The following is a 23740-nucleotide window of genomic DNA, read 5'->3' on the forward strand; positions in this document are numbered from 1 at the left end:
AGACCAGCGTCGGACCATGGAAGCGCCGCTTTGTCATCTTGCTGAAACACGAGTCTGGTTTTCCCAAGAGTGAAAGATTTCCAAACGCCTTTCATGAGACGAGGGGACGAGACCATGGCCACGCAGACCGAAACCAGACACTTCAGGACGCTTTTCATTTCCGACGTGCATCTTGGCTCGAAAGCGGCCAAGACGGATTTTCTGCTGGACTTTCTGAAGTATCACGAGGCGGACACGATCGTGCTCGTTGGTGATATCATCGATGGTTGGCGCCTTCGCCGAAGCTGGTACTGGCCGCAGGGCTGCAACGACGTGGTGCAGAAGCTTTTGCGCAAGGCGCGCAAGGGCGCGCGCATCGTCTACATCCCCGGAAATCACGACGAATTCTTACGCGAATTCCCCGGCACCCATTTCGGCGGCATCGAAGTGGCCGAGCGCATGATCCATGAGGCAGCGGACGGCAAGAAATATCTTGTGCTGCATGGCGACGAGTTCGATGTCGTCGTGCGCAATGCACGCCTTCTCGCCTACCTTGGTGACTGGGCCTACGATGCGGCGATTGCCGTCAACGTCGCGATTGCGGCGGTTCGCCGCCGTATCGGCCTTCCTTACTGGTCTTTCTCCGCCTGGGCGAAACTCCAGGTGAAGCATGCCGTCAACTTCATCGGCGAGTTCCAGCGTGTGGTGGCCGATGAGGCCCGGCGCAACAAGGTGGATGGGGTCATCTGCGGCCATATTCACCATGCGGTGATGGAGGATATCGACGGTATCCGCTACATCAATACCGGCGACTGGGTGGAAAGCTGCACGGCCATTGTCGAGAACCTTGACGGCTCGTTCGAGCTGATCACCTGGATGCAGACCAGCGACAGCGCGGAAGAGCCAACGGTGCGCCAGCTGGAGCCGGTGATGTTTCCCAAGCTCGTTGATACAAAAGCGGCCTGAGGATGTCTTTATCCCCACAGCTCCGGCTGTGGCGGATGAACGAGAGAACCATCATAGACAAGACCAGGCTCTCTATCGCGCGCCAAAAGCAGAGGGCCGTCAAGATCGGCAAAGGCCACGTCTTGCGCCAGTAGCACAGCGGGTGCCATGGCAAGCGACGTTCCCAGCATGCAGCCCACCATGATCTGATAGCCGAGACGCTCGGCCTCCTGCTTCATCACCAGAGCTTCAGTAAGACCGCCTGTCTTGTCGAGCTTGATGTTGATCGCATCGTAACGATCGCGAAGGGATGCGAGGTCTCTCGTCAGGTGGACGCTCTCATCCGCGCAGATTGCCACGGGTCGCTTTATCGTCGCCAGAAACGCATCGTTGCCGGCTGGGAGAGGTTGCTCGATCAAGGAAATCCCGAGCTCCGCGGCAACGGCCATGTGGTGCTCTATATTGTCTTCACGCCATCCCTCGTTGGCATCGACGATGATTGCGGCATCTGGTGCTGCCGCACGAACGGCGCGTAGGCGCTCTTCGTCGTCCTCTGTTCCCGTCTTTATCTTCAAGAGCGGACGATGGGCGTTTTCTTTTGTCTTCGCCGCCATCGTCTGCGCGTCGGCGAGCGAAATCGTATAGGCCGTCATCAAGGGTTTGGGAGCAGACGGCAGAAAATGAGCAAAGGCGGGTCTCCCTGAGAGCTTCGCTTCCAGATCCCACAAAGCGCAGTCGACGGCGTTGCGCGCAGCACCCGGCTTCATGGCCTGCTGAAGATGCTCCCGGTCGAGCCCCGAAGCGATTGCCTTCGCGGCTGCGTCAATATCTGCCAGGACGCCTTCGATCGTTTCGCCATAGCGCGCGTAGGGGACGCACTCTCCCTGACCTTGGACGCCGTTGTCGGAAATGGTGCAGGTGACCACATGGATTTCCGTGCGGCTTCCCCGCGAAATGGTGAAGCTTCCTGCAACCGGGAAGATTTGCGCTGTGGCTTCGAGGTAACGGCTCATCAAAATTGCCTTATAGTTGGGGGTAAAACCATGGAACCTGCAAAATATGTATCCATTTACGGTGCACCGCTGTGGCTTGCTGGTCCGGCAAAAGATATGAATCGTTAAGAGAATCTTTCAGTAAGCTGCATTCACGCGGAGAAATATGCAAGAACAGGAACCAGGCAAGCGGGTGGAACAGGCTGCAATCTCGGCGGATGAGAACGCGGGGCGCGGCGGCGCGCGCTACGTGCTCTCCGGTTCCTGGCGCAACGCGAACATCTCTCCCGTTCTGCCCGAACTCGACAAGATCGAAAAATCAGGTGCATCCGGGCCCATCACGATCGACCTGTCGGGTATCGACCATATCGATACGACCGGTGCATGGATCCTCCATAGCCTGCGGAGCCGTCTGGAGAAGTCCGGCTCGAATGTCAGCTTCGAGGGCAATGAGAAGGTCGAGGAGATCATCACCTCGCTTCCCGATGAAGCGCCGCTGCCGCCGAAGGATACGCAAAAGCAGGGTATTTTAAGCCGCATCTTCGAGCCCGTGGGACGCAATGTCGTCCAGGCAGGGTCCGACTTTATGGCCGGCATGTTTATTCTGGGCTCAGCCGTTCGTGGCGCGCAGATGAAGCTCGGTCGAGGGCGCGGCGTGTCGCCTGCTGCCATCGTCAACCAGGTCGATCACATGGGCGTGCGTGCGGTGCCCATCATAACGCTGATGTCGTTCCTGATCGGTGCGATCATCGCCCAGCAGGGCGCGTTCCAGCTCAGATATTTCGGCGCGGAAGTTTTTGTGGTCGACCTCGTCGGCATTCTCCAATTGCGTGAGATCGGCGTTCTTCTTACCGCTATCATGATCGCCGGCCGGTCCGGCAGCGCGATTACCGCTGAAATCGGTTCGATGAAGATGCGCGAGGAGATCGACGCGCTGAAGGTCATCGGCCTCAACCCCGTCGGCGTCCTGGTCTTCCCGCGTCTGGTGGCGCTCACGATCGCCTTGCCGCTTCTCACCATCATCGCCAATTTCTCGGCATTGTTCGGCGCTGCAATCGTCTCGCTTATTTATTCGGGTATCACGTTTGAAGTGTTTCTTTCGCGTCTTCATAGCGCCGTTGAGGGTTCGACGATCGCGTCCGGCATGATCAAGGCGCCATTCATGGCCCTGATCATCGGCATTGTGGCATCCGTGGAAGGAATGAAGGTTGGCGGGAGCGCGGAATCGCTCGGTCAACACGTCACGGCCTCGGTGGTCAAATCGATCTTTGTCGTGATCCTCGTCGATGCGCTTTTCGCCATCTTCTATTCAGCCATCGATTTTTAAGGAGAGGGCTGTGGATCAAGGACAAGCAGTCGAGGACAGGAAAGACAGCAAGACCGATCGCGAAGTCGTGCTTTCGGTGGAGGGCGTGACCGTCGGCTTTGGCGACAAGCTCGTGCTCGACAATCTCGACCTCGATGTCTATCGCGGTGAAATTCTGGGCTTTATCGGTCCGTCCGGTGCCGGTAAATCGGTGCTGATGCGCACGGTGCTGCGGCTCTTGCCGCGCCAGGGCGGTTCGATCAAGATCCTTGGGACTGACTATGACAAGGCCTCGGACGAAGAACGCATGGCGCTCGACACGCGTCTTGGTGTCCTCTTCCAGCAGGGCGCGCTCTTCTCCGGTCTGACTGTGAAAGAGAATATTCAGCTGCCGATGCGCGAATATCTCGATCTGCCGCAAAAGCTGATGGATGAGCTTGCGGCCCTGAAAATCGAAATGGTGGGTTTGAAGCCGGATGCCGGCGACAAGTTCCCATCCGAACTTTCAGGCGGCATGATCAAGCGCGCAGCATTGGCGCGCGCTCTGGCGCTCGATCCGGACCTCGTCTTCCTGGACGAGCCGACATCGGGTCTCGATCCGATCGGGGCTGCAGAGTTTGATATGCTGATTGCGCGCTTGCGCGATTCGATGGGTCTGACGGTTTACATGGTGACCCACGATCTCGACAGCCTGTTTTCAGTCTGCGACCGCATTGCCGTTCTCGGCAACAAGAAAGTGGCAGTCGAAGGTACACTCGAGGATATGTTCAATAACGACGATCCCTGGGTCCAATCATATTTCCGCGGAAAGCGGGCTCGCGCCGTCGTCCTTCCGGATGGCACGCAACAGATTCCGGGGAGTAACGGATAGGCATGGAAACCAAGGCGAATTACACCATTGTCGGTATTTTTACGCTCATCGTGGTCGCGGCGGCATTCGGCTTCGTTTACTGGATGGCCGAATTCGGACGCGGCGGGCCAGTGGCGCAGCTGACGATCCGTATTCCGGGATCGGCCAATGGTCTGTCCGTCGGTTCGCCGGTGCGGTTCAACGGCATACCTGTCGGTACGGTTCGTGGTCTTTCGATCGACCAGCAGGATCCTGCTTACTCGATTGCCTATACGGAAGTGCAGGCGGATGCGCCGGTCTTTCCGTCCACTCGCGCGGTTCTGGAAATCCAGGGCCTGACGGGCGCTGCCTATGTCGAGCTTTCGGGTGGGCGCAGCAATGAGGAACGCATTCTCCAGAAGTCCTTCGAAACCGGCGTGCCAGCAGAGCTGACGGCTGATCTGTCCAGTGTGACGAACCTGCTTGCGACCGCCGACAAGATTCTGAAGCGTGCGGATGGTGCGATCGGAGAGCTTCAGGGCTTCGTGCAGGATGCGCGCGGACCGCTGACGGAAACCGTTCGCAATGCCGAGAAATTCTCTGCAGCGCTTGCCTCCAACTCCGATGGCATCGAAAACTTCCTAGAGAGCCTGAGCTCATTGTCGACGACCGTTCAGTCGGTCTCGGTTCGTCTCGATGGAACGCTGACGGCCGTTGAAGATCTGGTCAAGGCGGTGGATTCACAGAAGATCGACTCGATTCTCACCAATGTTGACAAGGTCACGTCCGACGTGGCGGCCTCTTCCAGCGGCATTCAAGCGGTTATGGAGAACGTACAACGCACTTCACGTAACTTCGAACAGGCAAGTTCGGACGCTCAGAACGTGTTGAAGCGCGCCGATGAGCTTCTGGCTTCGGTCGATACCGCGAAGGTGAGCAATACGGTTGAGGATGTGTCGGCTGCGACCGCCGACGCTCGCCAGGCGATCTCCACCTTCCGCCAGATCGCCGATGACGTTGGAACGCGCCGTCAGGATATCGATCAAGCAATTGCCGACTTCACCGACATGTCTCGCAAGCTGAACATGGCATCGAGCCGCGTCGACGGCATTCTCGCGAAAGTGGACGGCATGCTGGGAACCGATGACGCGGATTCGCTTTTTGCCAAGGCACGTGAGACTCTTAACTCCTTCAAGGCGGTTGCTGACAATCTCAACGGACGTATTGGCCCGATTGCCGACAACCTCACTCGCTTCTCGAATTCGGGCCTGAGGGATCTTCAGGCGCTGATCAGCAGCACCCGTGATACGGTCAACAATCTCAACAATACGATCACCAATTTCGATCGCGATCCGCAGCGCCTGATCTTCGGCGGCGAAAATGTAAAACAATATGATGGCCGGACACGGCGTTGATGGAGGTTCCTGGTTTCATGATTTTGCAGATACCACGGCGGAAAATATCCGCGGTCTCCACGAAGTTTGCTGTGATAATGCCCTTGCTTGGTGCGATCCTGGCAGGCTGCGGCGGTGGCGCTAAGAACGATACGTTCGATCTTTCCGTCTCACCCGCGCCGGTGACGCAGGCGCGATCCCTCAAGGGACGCCAGCTTCTGGTGGCTGAGCCAACCGCGCTTAAGGCGCTCGATAGCGAGAACATCGTGGTACGGCTTTCCAACTCGGAAGTGCAGTATCTTGCGAACTCGCAGTGGAGCGACCGCCTGCCACGCATGGTGCAGTCGAAGCTGGTCGAAGCCTTCCAGGATACGGGCCGCCTCGGCGGTGTTGGACGTCCGGGGCAGGGTCTGGCGATCGACTATCAGGTCGTCACCGATATTCGCGCCTTCGAGGTCGACACCAAGAACAATGTCGCCAACATCGAGATTTCGGTACAGTTGCTGAACGATCGCAACGGCACCGTTCGGGCACAGGACGTGTTCCGTGCAAGCGCGCGCGTCAGCGGTACGGGCAACGCGAACTTTGTCAAGGCGCTCGACTCGGCGTTTGCCGCTGCCTCTCGCGAGATTGTGGCCTGGACGTTGAAGGCGCTCTGATCGCCATCCACGATGTAAAATTAAGCGCCGCGACATCATTCGATGCGCGGCGTTTTTCTTTGCGATTACCTGTGGGTTTAATCTGGTAGCCTTACTCGGCTGCTGCTTCCTTCTGCCATTCCGGCAGCGGGAAGATCGCGTCATAGGCCCAATTGAAGACGAAGGCGTAGACGACGTAGAAGAGCGCGAACGAGATATCCATGATCAGTGCGTGGATCAGGCCGATGCCGAGATACCAGGCAATGAACGGCATCAGGACGATCAGAAGTCCAAGCTCGAACAGAACCGCGTGCGCCACACGGATCGCCGGTGTCTTGAGCGTGGTGCCCCGCAGACGCTGCAGGGTGTGGTCGAAGCCAAGATTGTAGAGATAATTCCACGCCGTCGCGACGGTGGCGCTGACGACGCCGACAATGCCGATGTCGCTCATCGGCATGGCGAAGACGACGGTGCCGAGTGGAATGACCAAAGCGAGGCCAATAATTTCAAAGCTGAGAGCGTGGCGGATACGATCGCCTATGCTGCGCATGGAAAACTCCCGAGATAACCAAATCGGGCCGTCCCGAATGCTGTCGCCGCCATGGCCGAGGTCGTCCTCGCAAGGACGATATAAGCGGAAGCGGCTTTTGCTTCAAGTCTTCGGGTATCGCGAGGATGGATCGCCGAAAAAACTGCGCAAAAAAAGCGCCTCGAAAGAGACGCTTTTTTGTCTGGATGTCTCGACCGCGGATTAGCGCTTGGAAACTGGAACGTAGTCGCGCTTTGCGGCGCCGGTGTAGAGCTGGCGCGGACGACCGATACGCTGCTGCGGATCTTCGATCATTTCGTTCCACTGGGCGATCCAGCCGACGGTGCGGGCAAGAGCGAAGAGAACGGTGAACATGGTCGTGGGGAAGCCAAGCGCCTTCAGCGTGATGCCGGAGTAGAAGTCGACATTCGGGTAGAGCTTCTTCTCGACGAAGTAAGGGTCCGAAAGAGCGATCTTTTCCAGTTCGAGCGCAACCTGCATGATCGGATCGTCGGAATTGCCGGTCGCTTCCAGCACTTCGTACATCGTCTTCTGCATGATCTTGGCGCGCGGGTCGTAGTTCTTGTAGACGCGGTGGCCAAAGCCCATCAGGCGGAACGGATCGTTCTTGTCCTTGGCGCGTGCGATGTATTCAGGAATACGATCGACCGTTCCGATCTCGTTCAGCATGTTGAGCGCTGCTTCGTTGGCGCCGCCGTGAGCGGGGCCCCACAGGCAGGCGATGCCGGCTGCGATACATGCGAACGGGTTTGCGCCCGAGGAACCGGCCAGACGAACGGTCGACGTGGACGCGTTCTGCTCATGGTCGGCGTGGAGAATGAAGATGCGATCCATGGCGCGGGCCAGAACCGGGTCCACCTTGTACTCTTCGCACGGAACGGCAAAGCACATGTGCAGGAAGTTCGATGCGTAATCGAGATCGTTCTTCGGATAAACGAAGGGCTGGCCGATATGGTACTTGTAGGCCATGGCCGCGATGGTCGGCATCTTGGCGATCATGCGCAGAGACGCGACCATGCGCTGGTGCGGATCGGTGATGTCGGTCGAGTCGTGGTAGAAGGCGGAGAGGGCGCCGACCGTACCGCACATGACAGCCATTGGGTGGGCGTCGCGACGATAGCCGGTGAAGAAGCGGCTCATCTGTTCATGCACCATGGTGTGACGCGTCACACGGGTGTCGAAGTCCTTCTTCTGCGCGGTCGTCGGCAGTTCGCCGTAAAGCAGCAGGTAGCACGTCTCGAGGAAGTCGCCCTGTTCGGCAAGCTGCTCGATCGGATAACCGCGGTGCAGCAGAACGCCTTCGTCACCATCGATATAGGTGATCTTGGATTCGCACGAAGCGGTCGAGGTGAAACCGGGGTCGTAGGTGAAGGAGCCGGTGTGTTTGTACAGGGTGCCGATATCGACGACGCGCGGGCCAATCGTACCTTCTCGTACAGGAAGATCGACCGTCTTGTCGCCGAGGGTCACTGTAGCGCTTTTTTCCGTCATACCATACCTCCGAATATGCAGGCGATGCGGGTTGACGCATCGGCCAATTAAGCGTCACGGATTTAGCTATATGATCCGCGCGACGATGCCAAGCTATCCAAAAGGCAAATTGTGCATCGCAGAATTGGAATAAGCCGTTCTGATCGGTTTTGCCACTTTACTGTTTCGTTTTAAGTCAATGCTTCCTTAATCTGCACACTGGATTGCAATCCGAATCGCAAGGCTGCAAATTGGTCCTAAGGGACCGAGGGGCGGCGCTTGAACGACTACGGGGAACGGCAGCAGTTCCGCTTGCTGGAGACGGGCACGCCTGTGAAGGTGGAGCTCGACGGCATCAATGCGCCCGCTGCTCTTGCGAATACGGATATCGTACTCTTTGCTCCGCCGCGTCCTGCGCCTCAAGGCTTTGCGCAGCGATTGCAATCGACCTTATCGCGTTGCGTCACCGAGGAGCTTCAGTACCGGCAGGACTTCCTTTTCATCCCCGTGCTGGTCGGCGCGGGCGCGGCGCTGTGGTTTTCGCTCTCCTCTCCGCCATCCGATGTCGTTCTGCTTGTGAGTGGCCTTTGCGTCATCCCGATCGCCATCATCATGCGGCACCGGCAGACCGCACTGTCCTTTGTGCTGGCAACGCTTGCACTTCTGCTGCTCGGCATGCTTCTGGCGAACTGGGAGACGCGCCGCGTTGGGACCACAGTCCTTGACACTGCCGTGACGACGACAATCACCGGCAAAGTGGAGCGGCGGGAGGTAGATGCCAGGGGCTACTGGCGCTACACGATCGCCCTGACTTCGACGAGTGGACCTTCTCTGACGCGCCTGCCAAACCGGATATCCGTTCTCTCGCGCAGTCGCGAAAAACCGATCGCTGTCGGTGCAGGCATCACCGGCAAGGCGCGCCTTTCACCACCATCCGGGCCGGCATTGCCGGGCCTCAACGACTTTGCCTTTTCCGCGTACTTCGATGGGATCGGTGCGACAGGCTTTTTCTATAGCGCGCCAAAGGCTCTACCGACGCAGGCCGAAACGACAGACGGCGTGGGCTGGCTGCAAACAGCGGGTTCGGGGCTCTACGCGCTGCGTTCCGCTATTGCCGAACGAATCCGCAGCGTCATCGGCGGCGATGCAGGTGCTTTTGCGGCTTCGATCATCACGGATGAACGGCGCGCGATCTCCAGCGAGACGATGGAAGCTTTGCGCGTGTCGGGGCTCGCCCATATCGTTGCCATTTCCGGGCTCAACATGGCACTGGCATCAGGCATCTTCTTCGTCGGTATGCGTATGGTGTTCAGCCTGTGTCCAGGGTTTTCGCAGCGCTATCCCGTCAAGAAGATCTCCGCCTTTGCCGCGCTGTTGATGACATTCGCCTATTATCTGATTTCAGGCTTTGCCGTCTCTGCCGAGCGGGCATGGTTGATGATGTCGATCATGCTGGCAGCGGTTCTCGTCAACCGGCCGTCGATCAGTCTGCGCAATGTCGCCCTTGCCGCAATCGTCATCATCGCGGTTTCGCCACATGAAATCATGGGTCCGAGTTTCCAGATGTCCTTTGCCGCAACGCTGGCACTGGTTGCTGCCTATTCCTTCTGGAGCAGATGGCAGGGCAGTCGCGAGCGCCTCTTTATCGCGCGCCCGCCTTTGTGGATGGTGGCCTCGTCGAAAGCGAGTGCCGTGATCGGCGGTGTCGTCATCACCTCGTTGATTGGGGGTGTCTCGACTGCGATCTACTCCATCGAGCATTTCCACCGTATCACCACCTACGGACTGGCCGCCAATCTTGCCGCCATGCCGGTCATGTCGATCATCGTCATGCCGTCTGCACTGATTGCCATGCTGCTCATGCCTTTCGGCCTGGATGCACCCTTCCTGAAGCTGATGGGTTACGGCATGGCCATGGTGATCGACATTGCCAACACCGTCTCCAGTTGGGGCGGAGATGCCACGATCGGGCGGCAACATCCCTGGTTTCTGGCCGTCTCGACGGTCGGATTTCTTCTTCTGACCTTGCTGCGGACCCACCTCGCGCTCTTGGGGCTTCCCCTGATGCTGGCCGGTCTCGTTCTGGTGCCGCTTGAGCAGAACAAGGCAAAGCCGGATTTATTGATCTACGAGGATGGTGTTCTGGTCGCGTTTCGCGTGGATCAATTCGTTGCGACGACCAAGCGCCAGGCGAAGGGGTTCGTCTTTGATCAGTGGGCGAGGGCGGTGCCGCTTCCGGATAAACATGTGGCCCCTGTCATGGTGGACGACAACAAGGCGGGTGAACGAGAGGAAACGGCAGAGCCAACGCCACGCCGGCCGGCTGTTCTCACCGATCAGCTGAAGCAAGAGGTTCGCGACAAGATGATTCTGGCTTTCGAGCGGACGAATGGCTTCTCGTGTCAGAAAAACGCCTGGTGTGCTGGACGTCATGAGAGCGGCGTCACAGTCGTGGTCATTTCGAACACGGCGTTGACCGGAACAGCCTGTGATGTGGCGGACATCGTCGTGACGTCGCGTTTCGTGCCGTTTTCAAATTGTCGCTCGGGCGCGCTGTTGATCAGCGCCACAACATTGCGGAAGACGGGCTCGCTGGAACTCTGGCTGAATGAGGCCGGAGCGCCCGTCGCAACTGCGCGCGCGGCGATGCAAGACGTTGCCAGACCCTGGTCGATCCACCGCGCCTATGACTGGCGCAGCAAGACCTCTGACGGCGCGGTGCCGCCGCATATCGAGGCGATGCTGGCGGCCGGGCAGTAAGTCTCTTGCTTCAACCCGCTGCGGAGCGGCGGTCTTCGATGATCTCGCCGGACGCCCGCGCTTCTTCTTCGTGCTCGGCGTCACGCCAGGGTTCCCGGATCGCTGCCTCCTCCCACTCCTTCATCGCCGGCGAGTTCAAGAGGCGGGTCTTGTAAGCCTCTGCCGCTGGCGAGAGTGCTGTGCCGTAGGTCTGGAAGCGAAAGGCCACGGGGCAGAAGAAGGCGTCGACGGCGGTGAAATTCGTACCGGCCAGAAACGGCCCTCCGAAGCTGTCGAGGCCCTGTTGCCATAGCGCATCTATACGCGCGATATCCCTACGGAGCGCCTCGGTTGCAGGAACTGGCCGGATTCGCAAGCCTACGCTCATCGGGTGCAGATTGCGGAGCGATTGGAAGCCGGAATGCATCTCCGCGGATGCCGAGCGCGACCAAGCCCGCGCTTTGGCATCCTCAGCCCAAACACCATCATGCCGTTCCGCCAGATATTCGATGATCGCAAGCGAGTCCCAGATGGTGACATCGCCATCCACAAGGCAAGGCACCTTGCCGGTGGGGGAGAAGTGATTGAAGCCATTCTTGGGATCGGGATCATTGAAGGGGACGAGATGCTCGTTGAAGGAAATCTCCAATGTGCGCATCAGAACCCACGGCCGGAGAGACCAGGAGGAGTAGTTCTTGTTGGCGATGTAGAGATCGTACATGTTGTCTCCTTCTGGTGATACGCCGCTTGAATCGCATGCAATCAGCAAAAGCGTCCATGCGTGTAGGTGCGTATGTTTCTCTGTCCATCCTCCTAACGCATGACCGAGAGGACATACAGGCCGAGTCTGTCATGTCAGATATCATATGAATTGATGCGTTCGCCGTTCTCACGTGTCCGGAAACAGAAGCAGAATGAACTTCACCGGTTCGTCGCGGTTTGATGGGAAGGCGTCAAGCAAATGGAGCGATCGAGATGAACATGAAATCTGGCGGTTGTGCCTGCGGCAGCGTGAGGCTTTCGATGGTCGGCGCGCCCTACCGTATCGGGATTTGTCACTGCATGGACTGTCGCAAACACCACGGCGCGCTCTTCCACGCATCCGCCATCTTCCCGCAGGATGCCGTTACCATCGAGGGAGAAACACGCAGCTATAATGGCCGTTTCTTCTGTCCCAACTGCGGATCGCCGGTCTTCGGAAAAAGCGACGACGAAATCGAGGTCAATCTCGGTTCCCTGGATTCACCAGATCAGTTCGAGCCGACCTACGAGCTTTGGACGGTCCGCCGTGAGGCGTGGCTGCCGGATTTCCCGGCATTGCGCCAATATGAGCGGGACCGGGAATCGACAGGCAGAACGGAAAAGGGGCGGTGAGACTGTCCACCTTGTCGGATGGTAGCTGCAACATGGATTAGCTGCGTCTGTGAGTCCTGCACTTAGAAGCGACGGGCGAGGGCGCTTGTCGGTGGCACTGAAAGATTGCCGCCGTTCGAAGGCCATGATCGGCATGCACCCGACCATCCGCCAATCTTTTCCTCACCCTCGGATCGAGAATGAGGATAACGAGAAAGACAAAGGCGAAGAGAACCAGCGTCGAAACCTCGGTGCGATCAGAGGCAGCCCAACATCGCCGCATCTGCCAACTATGTCAGCGCGTCTTGCCTCTGCAAGAGCACGGGCAGCCAGTCTGAGCCGACTGTCGTCCGCTCAGTGATAGCGACGAATGAGGCCGACCAGCTTGCCCTGAATCTTGACCCGATCCGGTCCGAAGATACGGGTTTCATAGGCTGGGTTCGCGGCCTCCAGGGCGATGGAAGCACCCTTGCGGCGGAAGCGCTTCAAGGTGGCTTCTTCATCATCTACCAGTGCGACGATGATATCGCCGGGGTTGGCGGTGCTGCCGTTGCGAATGATGACGGTATCGCCATCGAAGATGCCAGCCTCGATCATCGAGTCACCCTTGACCTCCAGCGCGTAATGCTCGCCCGTGCCCAACATATCGACGGGTACGGCAACATCGTGGGTGTTGTTCTGAATAGCGGAGATCGGCACACCGGCGGCGATGCGCCCCATTACAGGAACGGTGACAGCGGAGGAGATCTGATCGTTTGCTGGCTTCGGGGCAGGAGCCGACTCAGGCGGTTTGGCTTTTCCGAGGCTGCCCTCGATCACGCTTGGCGAGAAGCCGCGCGGCGGCTTCTGTGCGGGTGCGGAATAGGCTTCCGGAAGCTTGATGACTTCCAGGGCTCTTGCCCTGTTCGGCAAGCGGCGGATGAAGCCACGTTCTTCCAGAGCGGTAATCAGCCGATGGATGCCGGATTTCGAGGCAAGGTCGAGGGCATCTTTCATCTCATCGAAAGATGGCGGCACGCCGGACTCTTTCATTCGCTCATGAATGAAAAGAAGCAGTTCCTGCTGTTTGCGCGTGAGCATGAAGAAAACCCTTGGAATACGTGGCGAAGATTCGCGAAACAAATACAGAACGAACACTATATGTTCCATATGTGTTCTGCAATCCCTTAAAATTCCGCAAACGTCTCCGCCTCATCAATTCGCAGTCCTGTTATCCGCGCAATGGTAGAAGTTTATAGCTTCTTTACGGTGTTGCGCGTCTTTTTCCTCTCCAGGTTGATGATTTCATTTTTGCGGGTATCTACAAGCTGCTTCGAGGATCACATGATCCGGTCATCCTGTGGGATGAAGGCCAAGCCATTCGAAGCATTATCAACAAAGTTATCATAGCTCTACGGCGCTGCCTTGCAGCGTCTTCTCGGGGCAGGGACATTTTTATGAAGCTCGTTAGATTTACCCTTATCGGAATGCTGGTTGCGCTGGCCGGTTGCCAGACCCTCGATCCCAATTCACCGGAAGCTTTAAAGCGCAAGGAGTACGACCGGCTGCTGCTGAACACGACGATGGCCAATTGCAAGCTCATCGTTCAGCTCAATCAGAAGCGCGTTTCGCAGAACAAGGAGCCGACGCGCGACAATAACTGTGCACGGATCCTGAAGAACCACGCGCTTGGCGGCGTTCATCCGGCGAGCTTCATCCCCGATCTTGCGGTGAACGGTATTCCCATTCCGATCGGCGGACTGATCAAGCTTGCCATCGTCGTCGATCGAAACCAGCGCGAGAAGAAGGCCTGGGAGACATCGCTACCGACTTGGGTTTCCGCCGGTGGTGAGAACAGCGAGAACGTCTATCGCATGTTACTGACTCAAGGCTTCAAGCCTGAAGAACTGGAAGGGCTGAAGGGAAGTGCTGGATTTTCCGACGCCGTGCGCGCAGTCGGGCCGTTCGTGCAATTTTCCGAGGCCAATCCCGATGTCGTGCGGAAGGCGAATGCCGGCTAAAGGGCAAGCGGTCGGTGCTCCGGCCGCAGCATCCCTCATCTCGTGACACATGGCGCGCTTGCTGCTAATGCCTGTGCAACATCGCAAGTTAAGCGGTTGCCGGCGATGTCCGGCGCATGTGTCGTGAGGAATGAGATGACTGTGAAGAACAATTTGAAAGTGGTCGCTGGCGAAGGCAAAGGCGCTGTCGCCTTCTCCAACACGGAGCGGTTTTCGCTGATTGCCGGTCCGTGCCAGATGGAAAGCCGCGACCACGCTTTCATGATTGCCGGCACGCTTCATGAGCTTTGCGGCAAGCTCGGCATCGGGCTTGTCTATAAGTCATCCTTCGACAAGGCCAATCGCACATCGCTTTCCGGCCAGCGCGGCATCGGTCTCGACAAGGCCATGGAGATCTTTGCCGATCTCAAGAAGGAATATGGCTTCCCGGTCCTGACCGATATCCATACCGAAGAGCAGTGCGCCATTGTCGCCGAAACCGTTGATGTTCTGCAGATCCCGGCCTTTCTCAGTCGCCAGACCGATCTTCTGATCGCCGCCGCGAAGACCGGCCGCGTGATCAATGTGAAGAAGGGACAGTTCCTGGCGCCCTGGGACATGAAGAACGTGCTGGCGAAGTTGAATGAGAGCGGCAATCCGAATGTTCTCCTCTGCGAACGCGGCGCATCGTTCGGCTATAACACGCTTGTCTCCGACATGCGCTCGTTGCCGATCATGGCCTCGCTCGGTGCGCCGGTGGTCTTCGATGCGACGCATTCCGTGCAGCAGCCAGGCGGGCAGGGTGGGTCGACCGGTGGTCAGCGCGAATTCGTCGAGACATTGTCGCGTGCGGCGGTGGCTGTCGGCATTGCCGGCCTGTTTGTCGAAACCCATGAGGATCCGGACAATGCCCCATCCGACGGTCCGAACATGGTTCACCTGAAGGATATGCCGAAGCTTCTGGAGAAGCTTCTGGCGTTTGACGCTATCGCCAAGGCTGCCTGATTTTGGCCTAATCGATTTTTATAGGTTGGGCGACGCCTGATGCTGGGCGTCGTCATTGTAATTTCTCACGCTTCGTCTACAGCGAAGTTGCAATGACCTTTCACACTTTTCAGAATCGCTTATCCGCCGTCCGGCTCGAAAACGGCTTCACAGTTTTGCCGATGCGCTCTAAGACAAGCGACTTAAATTCATCTGTTCCAGTCCCAAGGGAGAGACCATGACAGCCATTACCGACATCATCGCACGCGAAATCCTCGATAGCCGTGGCAACCCCACGGTCGAGGTCGACGTGTACCTCGAAGACGGCTCCTTCGGTCGCGCTGCCGTTCCATCGGGCGCATCCACCGGCGCTCACGAGGCAGTCGAGCTGCGCGATGGCGGACAGCGCTATGGCGGCAAGGGTGTTGAAAAGGCCGTTGAGGCCGTCAACACCGAGATCTTTGATGCGCTTGGCGGCTTCGATGCCGAAAGCCAGATCCACATCGACCAGACGCTGATTGCGCTCGATGGTACGCCGAACAAGTCTCGCCTCGGCGCAAACGCCATCCTCGGCGTGTCGCTCGCCGTTGCCAAGGCCGCTGCCGAAACGACCGGCCTGCCACTCTATCGCTATGTCGGTGGCCCGAACGCCCACCTGCTGCCCGTTCCGATGATGAACATCATCAATGGTGGCGCACATGCCGACAACCCGATCGACTTCCAGGAATTCATGATCATGCCGGTCGGCGCGGAAAGCATCCGTGACGCGGTGCGCATCGGCGCGGAAATCTTCCATGTTCTGAAGAAGGAATTGGCAGCGCAGGGTCACAACACCAATGTCGGCGACGAAGGCGGTTTTGCCCCTGGCCTGAAGAGCGCGCCGGAAGCGCTGGACTTCATCATGAAGTCGGTTGAAAAGGCAGGCTACAAGCCGGGCGACGACGTCGCTCTTGCTCTCGACTGCGCCTCGACCGAGTTCTTCAAGAACGGCAAATACGAGATGGAAGGCGAAGGCCGCACGCTCGAGCCGGAAGCCATGGCTGATTATCTCGCAGAACTCGCGGGCAAGTACCCGATCATTTCCATCGAAGACGGCATGGCCGAAGACGATTGGGAAGGCTGGAAGTACCTGACCGACAAGATCGGCTCTAAGGTACAGCTGGTCGGCGACGACCTCTTCGTTACCAACTCCGCGCGCCTGCGCGACGGCATCAAGATGGGCGTTGCCAACTCCATCCTCGTCAAGGTCAACCAGATCGGTTCTCTGACCGAGACGCTCGACGCTGTCGAAACGGCGCACAAGGCACGCTACACGGCGGTCATGTCTCACCGTTCGGGTGAAACGGAAGACTCCACGATTGCCGATCTCGCGGTTGCCACCAACTGCGGTCAGATCAAGACCGGCTCGCTGTCGCGCTCCGACCGTTTGGCGAAGTACAACCAGCTGATCCGTATCGAAGAGATGCTGGGTCCGCAGGCTGCTTACGCTGGCCGCTCCATTCTTCGCAGCTGATTTGAGCTCTGATAATTTGAGGGCTTTCCATAGGCCCCGATAATAGAAAACCCGCCGATGGCCTCGGCGGGTTTTTGTGTCAGCGATGCGGTGTTTGTTCTCGACGGTCCACGGCCGGGAGCGCGCCTTACAGCGCCTGTTTGATCTTCTCTGCGTGGGCCTTCAGCATCTCCACATCCGCCATCGCGCCGCTATGGGGCTTCAAAGGCTCTCCGTCCTTGCGCGGTACGATGTGGAAGTGCAGGTGGAAGACCGTCTGGCCAGCGGCGGGCTCGTTGAACTGCGCTACATAGATGCCATCAGCATCGAAGGCTTCCTTGGCGGCGACGGCGAGCTTCTGTACGATGGGGATTGTCTTTGTCAGCACGTCAGGATCGGCATCGAGAATATTGCGCGAGCCGGTCTTCGGGATCACCAGCAGGTGACCCGGGGCCTGGGGCATCACGTCCATGAAGGCCAGTGTATGGTCGTCTTCGTAGACCTTGACGCACGGGATTTCACCCCGGAGGATTTTTGCGAAGATGTTGTTGTCATCGTAGGCTGTCACGGGCTGCTCCCTCAAAACTCTTTAGTCGTCGTCTTCCTGCCGTTCGCCTTTGCGAAACGGGCTGTGGTCTTCAAGATAGTCGTTGATCTGTTCGACTTCGCTGCGTTCCCGCTCCAGATAATCGGCGATGGCGTGGCGAAGGCCGGGATGGGCAATGTAGTGGGCGGAATGGGTGGTCACCGGCGTGTAGCCGCGTGCCAGCTTATGCTCGCCCTGAGCGCCGGCTTCCACACGCTTCAAGCCCTTGGAAAGCGCAAAATCGATCGCCTGATGGTAGCAGACTTCGAAATGCAGGAAAGGATGATCCTCGATGCAGCCCCAGTGGCGGCCGTAGAGTGCGTCGCCGCCGATGAAGTTGATGGCGCCAGCAATATATGTACCCTCACGCTTGGCCATTACCAGCAGGATATCGTCTGCCATGCGCTCGCCGATCAGGGAGTAGAAGGAGCGGGTGAGGTAAGGTTTGCCCCATTTGCGGCTGCCGGTATCCATGTAGAAGGTGAAGAACTGATCCCAGATATCTTCGGTCAGATCGCTGCCGGTGAGCCAGTCGATTTCGATGCCGTTTTCCAGCGCCGAGCGCCGCTCTTTCTTCAGGGTCTTGCGCTTGCGTGATGACAGGGCGTCGAGGAAATCGCTGTGATCACGATAGCCCTCATTGATGAAATGAAACTGCTGATCGGTACGATGCAGAAAACCCTCATCCTCCAGGGCTTCAATCTCGTCTTCATTTGCAAAGGTCACGTGTGCTGAAGAGATGCCGAGCTTCTCAGTCACCTGCTGGAGACCTGAGGCGAGGACCTGCTGGAAGGCCGCAGCGTCCAGTCCCGTCGTCAACAGGCGTGGACCGGTTGCAGGCGTGAATGGGACCGAGCATTGGAGCTTGGGATAATAGCGACCACCTGCACGTTCGAACGCGTCCGCCCATCCCTGGTCGAAGACATATTCGCCGCGGCTGTGGTTCTTGAGGTAGCCAGGAACTGCCCCCATCAATCTCCCGTCGCTGCGCTCCAGCAAGAGATGCTGGCCAAGCCAGCCGGTCTTTGCCGTGGCCGATCCGGATTCTTCCAGCGCGGACAGAAAGGCGTGCGAAGTGAAGGGATTGTACGGCGTGGCCGACGGTAGTCTGGATGCTCCGGAAAGGCTGTTCCAGCTTTCCGGAGCGATGTCCTTGAAGGACTGTGCAACGCGAATGGTGTATTCGTCGCTCATGCGGTGGCTGACTGGTCCTTGCTGTTGGGGACAAACCCCTCGAACGTTATCTGGTCAGCATATGTATAGGACTTCTCCAAGGCATTTTCATCCCGCACGGTCCAGGTAATCACCGGGACGCTGAGTTTTCTCTGCGCATCGATGAAGCTGTTGGGCAGGTGACCCCAGAAGTAGGAGATGAAATCGAGCCCGATCTGCATCGCTTCATCGTGCTTGAAGAAATCTTCCGGATTGGCACCTTCAGCGGTCAGACCCAACGGCCAGGGAGAGCGTGCCGCCTTCAAATCCTTTAGGAGATGATGATCGAAGCTCATCAGTGCCACATGGCCCTGATAGCCCTCCAGCTCTTCCAGAACCGCTTCGGCAAAGCCGTCATCGACGCCTTCGCCCTCACGGCCCTTCAGTTCAATGACGAGCGGCACCTTGCCGGCGCAGAGCTTCAACAGTTGCTTTAATGTGGGAACGCGATCCTTGGTCTGCCCGATGGACAGCATCCCAAGTTCGGCAGATGTGCGCTCGCGCACATCGCCTTTGATGCCGGTGAGGCGTGTCATTTCGTCGTCGTGAAAGACCACGGGAACGCTATCGGCCGCCAGCTGCACATCGCATTCGATAGCGTAGCCGGCTTCGATGGCGCGGGTAAAAGCCGAGAGCGTGTTTTCCCAAACCGCCTTATTGAGATCGTGATAGCCACGATGGGCGACGGGTTGGGCCGTCAGCCAGGATAGTTTCAATGTCATGCGTCGATTTCCACAATAGCATCGATTTCGACGGCGGCATTGAACGGCAGCGACGCCATGCCGACGGCGGCACGTGCATGCTTTCCGGCATCACCCAGGACATTGGCAATGAGGTTCGATGCACCGTTGATGACGAGGTGCTGCTCGGTGAATTCCGGGACGGAGGCGACGAAGCCATTGAGCTTCAACACGCGGCGCACCTTGGAGAGATCGCCGTTCAAGGCTGCCTTGACCTGCGCCAGAATGTTGACGGCGCAAAGCTCGGCCGCCTTTTGCGCGGTTGCGACATCGACATCGCGACCGACATGGCCCGTCACCGCAATCTTGCCGGATTCCATCGGCAGTTGTCCGGAAATATAAAGCAGATTGCCGCTGATCGTGAAGGGAACATAGTTGGCAGCAGGGGCTGCTGCGGCGGGAAGAGTGTATCCGAGTTCCTTGAGGCGAGCTTCGATGGCGTCTGACATTTTTCCGTTTCCGCTTTGGTTGTAAATCTTTCAAAAATCCGGCATTCAGGTCATGATGTCGAAAAGCCGGACGGTTGCTTGTACAGTATGAGCGATGAGTCCAACAGGAGTTATTGAATGATCGTCAGGAACCTCGCTCTCGTTCTTGCCGCTGGCGTGGGCCTCATGCCGTGCATCGCAAGTGCCGTGCCTGCCAGCGTTCCCAATCTGATCTCTCACCGCGCGGTCTACGATCTCGAACTCAAGGATGCGTCGGATCGCTCCGGCATCGAGGGCATGACCGGACGCATGGTCTATGAATTCACCGGCTCGTCCTGCAAGGGTTACAAGACCGACTTTCGCTTCGTCACGCAGATCAATACCGGCGACGCGGTGCGGATGACCGATCAACAGACCACGACATTCGAAGATGCCGTGTCGAAGAAATTCACCTTCGAGACCAAATCCTTCACCGACGACAAGCTCGACAAGGAAGTCATCGGCTCGGCCGCAGACGTCGATGGCAAGATGACGGTGGATTTGACGAAGCCCGATCCGCGGGAAATCGATCTCGTTCCTGGCGAATTTCCGACCGAGCACATGTATCAGGTCATCGAAAACGCCAAGCTCGGCAAGCGCATCTTTGAGTCGCGCGTGTTCGATGGCTCGGATGACGGCGATGAGAGCCTGATCACATCGACGCTGGTTGGCAAGCAGCAGGCACCGAAGGATGGCGATGCCGAAGCGAGTGTTGCCGGCGATTTCGCCAAGGCACCATTCTGGCCGGTGACCATTGCCTACTACAACGACAAGACCGGAACGGATTCGCTGCCGATCTATCGCATGTCGTTCAAGCTTTACGAGAATGGAATCACGCGTGATCTGACGATGGATTACGGCGACTTCGTTCTGACAGGCAAGCTGGCCAAGCTCGATGTTCTCAAGCCTGAGACGTGTGAAGCGCCGCCTGTACGCTGAAATGTGACGATACTGGCGTTTTTTGACGCCGCGTGCTTGCAATTTGGCGAAGGCCGCTGTATGCGGCACACCATTCCACACGCGAAGCTTGGGGTGTTCCGGGAGAAATCCGGTTCATTCCGCCCGGTGGTACCGGTCAAACGGTGCTGTTCGCTTCGCGGGGGTTCAACCGGAAAAGGAGTAACAAGGCATGGCATTGCCCGATTTTTCTATGCGCCAGCTTCTGGAAGCTGGTGTTCACTTCGGCCACCAGACACATCGCTGGAACCCGAAGATGAAGCCGTACATTTTCGGCGATCGTAACAACATCCACATCATCGACCTGGCTCAGACCGTTCCGATGCTGTCGCGCGCGCTTCAGGTCGTTTCCGACACCGTTGCTCGTGGTGGCCGCGTTCTGTTCGTTGGTACGAAGCGTCAGGCTTCCGAAATCATCGCAGACAGCGCAAAGCGCTCCGCTCAGTACTACGTCAACTCGCGTTGGCTCGGCGGCATGATGACCAACTGGAAGACGATTTCGAACTCGATCCAGCGTCTTCGCAAGGTCGACGAAATCCTGAACTCGGATGCTTCCGGCTACTCCAAGAAGGAGCGTCTGAACCTTGAGCGCGAACGCGAAAAGCTTGAAAAGGCTCTCGGCGGTATCCGCGATATGGGTGGCGTTCCGGACCTGATGTTCATCATCGACACCAACAAGGAAAAGATCGCGATCGAAGAAGCCAAGCGTCTTGGCATTCCGGTTGTCGCCATCATCGACTCCAACTGCGATCCGGACCACATCGATTTCCCGATCCCGGGTAACGACGACGCTTCGCGCGCCATTTCGCTTTACTGCGATCTGATTGCCCGCGCTGCCATCGACGGTATCGCACGTCAGCAGGGCGCTTCCGGCCGTGACCTCGGCGCTTCCGAAGAAGCTCCGGTCGAGCCTGCTCTCGAAGACGAAGCCAACGCCTGATATTGGCCTTTCGGCGGCGCGATCGCGCCGCCTTTTCCATCAGGATAAGACAAGGCCGTTCTGGACTGCACGTTCGACGGCCTTGTTCGTTTCAAGCCGCAGCACCCCGTTGATCGAGCAGCGATCGGCGCCAAAGGGAACAGCGGCTGGTTTCTCAAGTTTCGTGGCGGCTGTTTCATCAGCCTGTCACAGTTCCGGGTACATTCGTTCCCACAATCCGATTTCGGCCTGGCAAGACTGCCGTGACCGACCGAACCGACAAGAGGCACACAATGAGCGAAATCACCGCCGCAATGGTAAAGGAACTGCGCGAAAAGTCTGGCGCAGGCATGATGGATTGCAAAAAGGCGCTGGCTGAAACCAATGGCGACATGGAAGCGGCAATCGACTGGCTGCGCGCCAAGGGTATCGCCAAGGCTGACAAGAAGTCGGGCCGTACCGCTGCTGAAGGTCTCATCGGTATCGCGTCTGCCGGCCACAAGGCTGTCGTCGTCGAAATCAACTCCGAAACCGACTTCGTTGCCCGTAACGACGCCTTCCAGGACATCGTCCGTGGCGTTGCTTCCGTTGCGCTGACGACCAATGGTTCTGTCGACGCGATCGCTGCTGCCACCTATCCGGCAACCGGCAAGTCCGTTGCCGACACCATCAAGGACGCGATCGCCACGATCGGTGAAAACATGGCTCTGCGTCGCGCCGCTCTGCTCGAAGTCGAGCACGGCGTTGTTGCGACCTACGTCCACAACGCAGCTGGCGATGGCATCGGCAAGCTCGGTGTTCTGGTTGCCCTGAAGTCTGTAGGCGACAAGGCCGTTCTGACCTCGATCGGCCGCCAGGTTGCCATGCACGTTGCTGCGACCAACCCGCTTGCTATCCGCGCGGAAGAAGTCGACGCTGCTGTTGCAGAACGCGAACGCAACGTCTTCATCGAACAGGCTCGCGAATCCGGCAAGCCGGAAGCCATCATCGAAAAGATGGTTGATGGCCGCATGCGCAAGTTCTTCGAAGAAGTTGCTCTTCTGTCCCAGGCTTTCGTTATCAACCCCGACCTGACGGTTGAGGCTGCTATCAAGGAAGCTGAAAAGGAAGCCGGCGCCAAGATCGAAGTTGTCGGCATGGCTCGCCTGCTTCTCGGCGAAGGCATCGAGAAGGAAGAAAGCGATTTCGCTGCAGAAGTTGCAGCTGTCGCAAAGGGCTGATCCCTTTACCCAAATATTGGAAAACTCCGGGGCATCGCGTGACAACGCGGTGCCCTTCGTGTATCCGCGTTCCGGTTACAATTCGCATTGCCCGGAAAAAGTTTGCAGATGTTCTTGCAGCTCCGGACTTTTTATGTTTCGCCTGCCATTGCTGCAAAGCCGATCCCGGATCTTTGCGCGACCTGCTTAAAGGAGTCATGATGTCTTCCAAGCCGCTCTATAAACGTGTTCTGCTCAAGGCGTCCGGCGAAGCCCTCATGGGCGATCAGGGGTTCGGCATTGATGTCGCCGTCGCTGACCGTATCGCCTCCGATATTGCCGAAGCGCGGGCCATGGGCGTCGAAGTTGGTGTCGTTGTCGGCGGCGGGAATATCTTCCGCGGCGTGGCCGTTGCTTCCAAGGGTGGTGACCGCGTGACCGGCGACCACATGGGCATGCTGGCGACCGTCATCAATGCGCTGGCGCTCGCAACCTCTCTGCGCAAGCTGCAGATCGATACGGTTGTTCTCTCTGCGATCGCCATGCCGGAAATCTGTGAGAGCTTCTCGCAGCGCGCTGCCATCCATCATCTGTCGCAGGGCAGGGTAGTGATCTTCGCTGGTGGTACTGGCAACCCGTTCTTCACCACCGATTCCGCAGCAGCCCTTCGCGCCGCCGAAATGGGTGCGGAAGCCATCTTCAAGGGAACGCAGGTCGATGGCATCTATTCGGCTGATCCGAAGAAGGATCCGACCGCAACCCGCTTCGACGAATTGACCCATTCCGAAGTGCTGGCCAAGGGGCTTGCCGTGATGGACGTGGCAGCGGTTGCGCTTGCGCGCGAAAACCACATCCCGATCATCGTGTTCTCGATCCATGAGAAGGGCGGATTCGCCCAAATATTGACGGGCGGGGGTCTCAAGACCATCGTGCACGACGCATAATCACCGGCGGCTAGAAAAGCGCCGGTCAAGATAATGGGCCGCCAAGGCCAGAACGAAATGGAGTAT

Annotated in this window: 23 protein-coding genes; 14 read left to right on the forward strand and 9 right to left on the reverse strand. The window is 58.0% G+C overall.

What is annotated here, in order from left to right:
- The first annotated feature begins 114 nt into the window (after positions 1 to 114).
- A complete protein-coding gene (locus AC07U5_RS06960; RefSeq protein ID WP_062427467.1) occupies positions 115 to 945 on the forward strand; it encodes a UDP-2,3-diacylglucosamine diphosphatase in 831 nt (276 codons plus the stop codon).
- Positions 946 to 953: 8 nt separating this feature from the next.
- Here the strand turns inward: AC07U5_RS06960 and dgcA are convergent, their stop codons facing one another.
- Complete coding sequence (gene dgcA, locus AC07U5_RS06965; RefSeq protein ID WP_274102515.1) at positions 954 to 1937, reverse strand: N-acetyl-D-Glu racemase DgcA; 984 nt, start codon at positions 1935 to 1937, stop codon at positions 954 to 956.
- Between the two features lie 145 nt (positions 1938 to 2082).
- Here dgcA and AC07U5_RS06970 point away from each other — a divergent pair, with 145 nt between their 5' ends.
- The 4 genes from AC07U5_RS06970 to AC07U5_RS06985 all read left to right on the forward strand — a co-directional run bounded on the left by AC07U5_RS06970 (position 2083) and on the right by AC07U5_RS06985 (position 6104).
- Positions 2083 to 3243, forward strand: coding sequence for an ABC transporter permease (locus AC07U5_RS06970; protein WP_274102514.1), 1161 nt, complete (start codon positions 2083 to 2085; stop codon positions 3241 to 3243).
- Positions 3244 to 3253: 10 nt separating this feature from the next.
- Positions 3254 to 4093 (forward strand): ABC transporter ATP-binding protein, encoded by an 840-nt coding sequence (locus tag AC07U5_RS06975; RefSeq protein WP_236760330.1) that lies wholly within the window; start codon positions 3254 to 3256, stop codon positions 4091 to 4093.
- Between the two features lie 2 nt (positions 4094 to 4095).
- Complete coding sequence (locus AC07U5_RS06980) at positions 4096 to 5466, forward strand: MlaD family protein (protein ID WP_062427463.1); 1371 nt, start codon at positions 4096 to 4098, stop codon at positions 5464 to 5466.
- Between the two features lie 77 nt (positions 5467 to 5543).
- Entirely contained in the window at positions 5544 to 6104 is a 561-nt protein-coding gene (locus AC07U5_RS06985) for an ABC-type transport auxiliary lipoprotein family protein (RefSeq protein WP_246666347.1), read from the forward strand.
- Positions 6105 to 6195: 91 nt separating this feature from the next.
- Here the strand turns inward: AC07U5_RS06985 and AC07U5_RS06990 are convergent, their stop codons facing one another.
- Positions 6196 to 6633: a PACE efflux transporter gene (locus AC07U5_RS06990; RefSeq protein ID WP_062440844.1), complete on the reverse strand. Its 438-nt coding sequence runs from the start codon at positions 6631 to 6633 to the stop codon at positions 6196 to 6198.
- 201 nt (positions 6634 to 6834) lie between these two features.
- Complete coding sequence (gltA, locus tag AC07U5_RS06995; RefSeq protein WP_062440847.1) at positions 6835 to 8124, reverse strand: citrate synthase; 1290 nt, start codon at positions 8122 to 8124, stop codon at positions 6835 to 6837.
- Between the two features lie 258 nt (positions 8125 to 8382).
- Here gltA and AC07U5_RS07000 point away from each other — a divergent pair, with 258 nt between their 5' ends.
- Positions 8383 to 10863 (forward strand): ComEC/Rec2 family competence protein, encoded by a 2481-nt coding sequence (locus AC07U5_RS07000; RefSeq protein WP_494722615.1) that lies wholly within the window; start codon positions 8383 to 8385, stop codon positions 10861 to 10863.
- A 10-nt stretch (positions 10864 to 10873) separates the two neighbouring features.
- Here the strand turns inward: AC07U5_RS07000 and AC07U5_RS07005 are convergent, their stop codons facing one another.
- Positions 10874 to 11563, reverse strand: a complete 690-nt coding sequence (locus AC07U5_RS07005; protein ID WP_494722616.1) for a glutathione S-transferase family protein — start codon at positions 11561 to 11563, stop codon at positions 10874 to 10876.
- A 254-nt stretch (positions 11564 to 11817) separates the two neighbouring features.
- On the opposite strand from AC07U5_RS07005, the gene AC07U5_RS07010 reads away from it, so the two are divergent.
- The gene (locus AC07U5_RS07010; RefSeq protein WP_113227272.1) at positions 11818 to 12216 is read left to right on the forward strand and encodes a GFA family protein; all 399 of its coding nucleotides are present in this window, start codon (positions 11818 to 11820) and stop codon (positions 12214 to 12216) included.
- A gap of 333 nt (positions 12217 to 12549) precedes the next feature.
- Here the strand turns inward: AC07U5_RS07010 and lexA are convergent, their stop codons facing one another.
- Positions 12550 to 13275: a transcriptional repressor LexA gene (gene lexA, locus AC07U5_RS07015; protein ID WP_113227271.1), complete on the reverse strand. Its 726-nt coding sequence runs from the start codon at positions 13273 to 13275 to the stop codon at positions 12550 to 12552.
- A 356-nt stretch (positions 13276 to 13631) separates the two neighbouring features.
- On the opposite strand from lexA, the gene AC07U5_RS07020 reads away from it, so the two are divergent.
- The 3 genes from AC07U5_RS07020 to eno all read left to right on the forward strand — a co-directional run bounded on the left by AC07U5_RS07020 (position 13632) and on the right by eno (position 16671).
- Positions 13632 to 14195: a hypothetical protein gene (locus AC07U5_RS07020; protein ID WP_443264457.1), complete on the forward strand. Its 564-nt coding sequence runs from the start codon at positions 13632 to 13634 to the stop codon at positions 14193 to 14195.
- A gap of 135 nt (positions 14196 to 14330) precedes the next feature.
- Positions 14331 to 15179, forward strand: a complete 849-nt coding sequence (gene kdsA, locus AC07U5_RS07025) for a 3-deoxy-8-phosphooctulonate synthase (RefSeq protein WP_062440855.1) — start codon at positions 14331 to 14333, stop codon at positions 15177 to 15179.
- Between the two features lie 217 nt (positions 15180 to 15396).
- Entirely contained in the window at positions 15397 to 16671 is a 1275-nt protein-coding gene (gene eno / locus AC07U5_RS07030) for a phosphopyruvate hydratase (protein WP_062427456.1), read from the forward strand.
- A 127-nt stretch (positions 16672 to 16798) separates the two neighbouring features.
- Here the strand turns inward: eno and AC07U5_RS07035 are convergent, their stop codons facing one another.
- From AC07U5_RS07035 to AC07U5_RS07050, 4 genes are read right to left on the reverse strand one after another with little or no spacing between them, the layout of a single operon-like run.
- Positions 16799 to 17218: an HIT family protein gene (locus tag AC07U5_RS07035; protein WP_112519195.1), complete on the reverse strand. Its 420-nt coding sequence runs from the start codon at positions 17216 to 17218 to the stop codon at positions 16799 to 16801.
- A gap of 21 nt (positions 17219 to 17239) precedes the next feature.
- Positions 17240 to 18430 (reverse strand): GNAT family N-acetyltransferase, encoded by a 1191-nt coding sequence (locus tag AC07U5_RS07040; protein WP_494722617.1) that lies wholly within the window; start codon positions 18428 to 18430, stop codon positions 17240 to 17242.
- Complete coding sequence (locus AC07U5_RS07045; RefSeq protein ID WP_162686380.1) at positions 18427 to 19170, reverse strand: glycerophosphodiester phosphodiesterase; 744 nt, start codon at positions 19168 to 19170, stop codon at positions 18427 to 18429. The genes AC07U5_RS07040 and AC07U5_RS07045 overlap by 4 nt, the downstream gene beginning before the upstream one ends.
- On the reverse strand, positions 19167 to 19637 hold the full coding sequence (locus tag AC07U5_RS07050; RefSeq protein WP_062440866.1) for a RidA family protein: 471 nt from the start codon (positions 19635 to 19637) through the stop codon (positions 19167 to 19169). Before AC07U5_RS07050 ends, AC07U5_RS07045 begins: the two co-directional genes overlap by 4 nt.
- 117 nt (positions 19638 to 19754) lie before the next feature.
- Here AC07U5_RS07050 and AC07U5_RS07055 point away from each other — a divergent pair, with 117 nt between their 5' ends.
- The 4 genes from AC07U5_RS07055 (at position 19755) to pyrH (ending at position 23674) form a co-directional block, all read left to right on the forward strand.
- A complete protein-coding gene (locus tag AC07U5_RS07055) occupies positions 19755 to 20594 on the forward strand; it encodes a cell envelope integrity EipB family protein (RefSeq protein ID WP_494722618.1) in 840 nt (279 codons plus the stop codon).
- 190 nt (positions 20595 to 20784) lie between these two features.
- Positions 20785 to 21552 carry a 30S ribosomal protein S2 gene (gene rpsB / locus AC07U5_RS07060; protein ID WP_062427450.1) on the forward strand — a complete coding sequence of 256 codons (768 nt, stop codon included), beginning with the start codon at positions 20785 to 20787 and terminating at the stop codon, positions 21550 to 21552.
- Between the two features lie 272 nt (positions 21553 to 21824).
- Complete coding sequence (gene tsf / locus AC07U5_RS07065; RefSeq protein ID WP_062440869.1) at positions 21825 to 22751, forward strand: translation elongation factor Ts; 927 nt, start codon at positions 21825 to 21827, stop codon at positions 22749 to 22751.
- 200 nt (positions 22752 to 22951) lie between these two features.
- On the forward strand, positions 22952 to 23674 hold the full coding sequence (pyrH, locus tag AC07U5_RS07070; protein ID WP_062427549.1) for a UMP kinase: 723 nt from the start codon (positions 22952 to 22954) through the stop codon (positions 23672 to 23674).
- The last annotated feature ends 66 nt before the right edge of the window (positions 23675 to 23740 follow it).

This window comes from Agrobacterium sp. GW821-FHT02D03 (genome assembly GCF_059421725.1).

Coding starts and splice junctions, on each gene's coding strand:
- AC07U5_RS06960 (WP_062427467.1), top strand. CDS start 115: ATGGCCACGCAGACCGAAACCAGACACTTCAGGACGCTTTTCATTTCC.
- dgcA (WP_274102515.1), bottom strand. CDS start 1,937: ATGAGCCGTTACCTCGAAGCCACAGCGCAAATCTTCCCGGTTGCAGGA.
- AC07U5_RS06970 (WP_274102514.1), top strand. CDS start 2,083: ATGCAAGAACAGGAACCAGGCAAGCGGGTGGAACAGGCTGCAATCTCG.
- AC07U5_RS06980 (WP_062427463.1), top strand. CDS start 4,096: ATGGAAACCAAGGCGAATTACACCATTGTCGGTATTTTTACGCTCATC.
- AC07U5_RS06985 (WP_246666347.1), top strand. CDS start 5,544: ATGCCCTTGCTTGGTGCGATCCTGGCAGGCTGCGGCGGTGGCGCTAAG.
- AC07U5_RS06990 (WP_062440844.1), bottom strand. CDS start 6,633: ATGCGCAGCATAGGCGATCGTATCCGCCACGCTCTCAGCTTTGAAATT.
- gltA (WP_062440847.1), bottom strand. CDS start 8,124: ATGACGGAAAAAAGCGCTACAGTGACCCTCGGCGACAAGACGGTCGAT.
- AC07U5_RS07005 (WP_494722616.1), bottom strand. CDS start 11,563: ATGTACGATCTCTACATCGCCAACAAGAACTACTCCTCCTGGTCTCTC.
- AC07U5_RS07010 (WP_113227272.1), top strand. CDS start 11,818: ATGAACATGAAATCTGGCGGTTGTGCCTGCGGCAGCGTGAGGCTTTCG.
- lexA (WP_113227271.1), bottom strand. CDS start 13,275: ATGCTCACGCGCAAACAGCAGGAACTGCTTCTTTTCATTCATGAGCGA.
- AC07U5_RS07020 (WP_443264457.1), top strand. CDS start 13,632: ATGAAGCTCGTTAGATTTACCCTTATCGGAATGCTGGTTGCGCTGGCC.
- kdsA (WP_062440855.1), top strand. CDS start 14,331: ATGACTGTGAAGAACAATTTGAAAGTGGTCGCTGGCGAAGGCAAAGGC.
- eno (WP_062427456.1), top strand. CDS start 15,397: ATGACAGCCATTACCGACATCATCGCACGCGAAATCCTCGATAGCCGT.
- AC07U5_RS07040 (WP_494722617.1), bottom strand. CDS start 18,430: ATGAGCGACGAATACACCATTCGCGTTGCACAGTCCTTCAAGGACATC.
- AC07U5_RS07045 (WP_162686380.1), bottom strand. CDS start 19,170: ATGACATTGAAACTATCCTGGCTGACGGCCCAACCCGTCGCCCATCGT.
- AC07U5_RS07050 (WP_062440866.1), bottom strand. CDS start 19,637: ATGTCAGACGCCATCGAAGCTCGCCTCAAGGAACTCGGATACACTCTT.
- AC07U5_RS07055 (WP_494722618.1), top strand. CDS start 19,755: ATGATCGTCAGGAACCTCGCTCTCGTTCTTGCCGCTGGCGTGGGCCTC.
- rpsB (WP_062427450.1), top strand. CDS start 20,785: ATGGCATTGCCCGATTTTTCTATGCGCCAGCTTCTGGAAGCTGGTGTT.
- tsf (WP_062440869.1), top strand. CDS start 21,825: ATGAGCGAAATCACCGCCGCAATGGTAAAGGAACTGCGCGAAAAGTCT.
- pyrH (WP_062427549.1), top strand. CDS start 22,952: ATGTCTTCCAAGCCGCTCTATAAACGTGTTCTGCTCAAGGCGTCCGGC.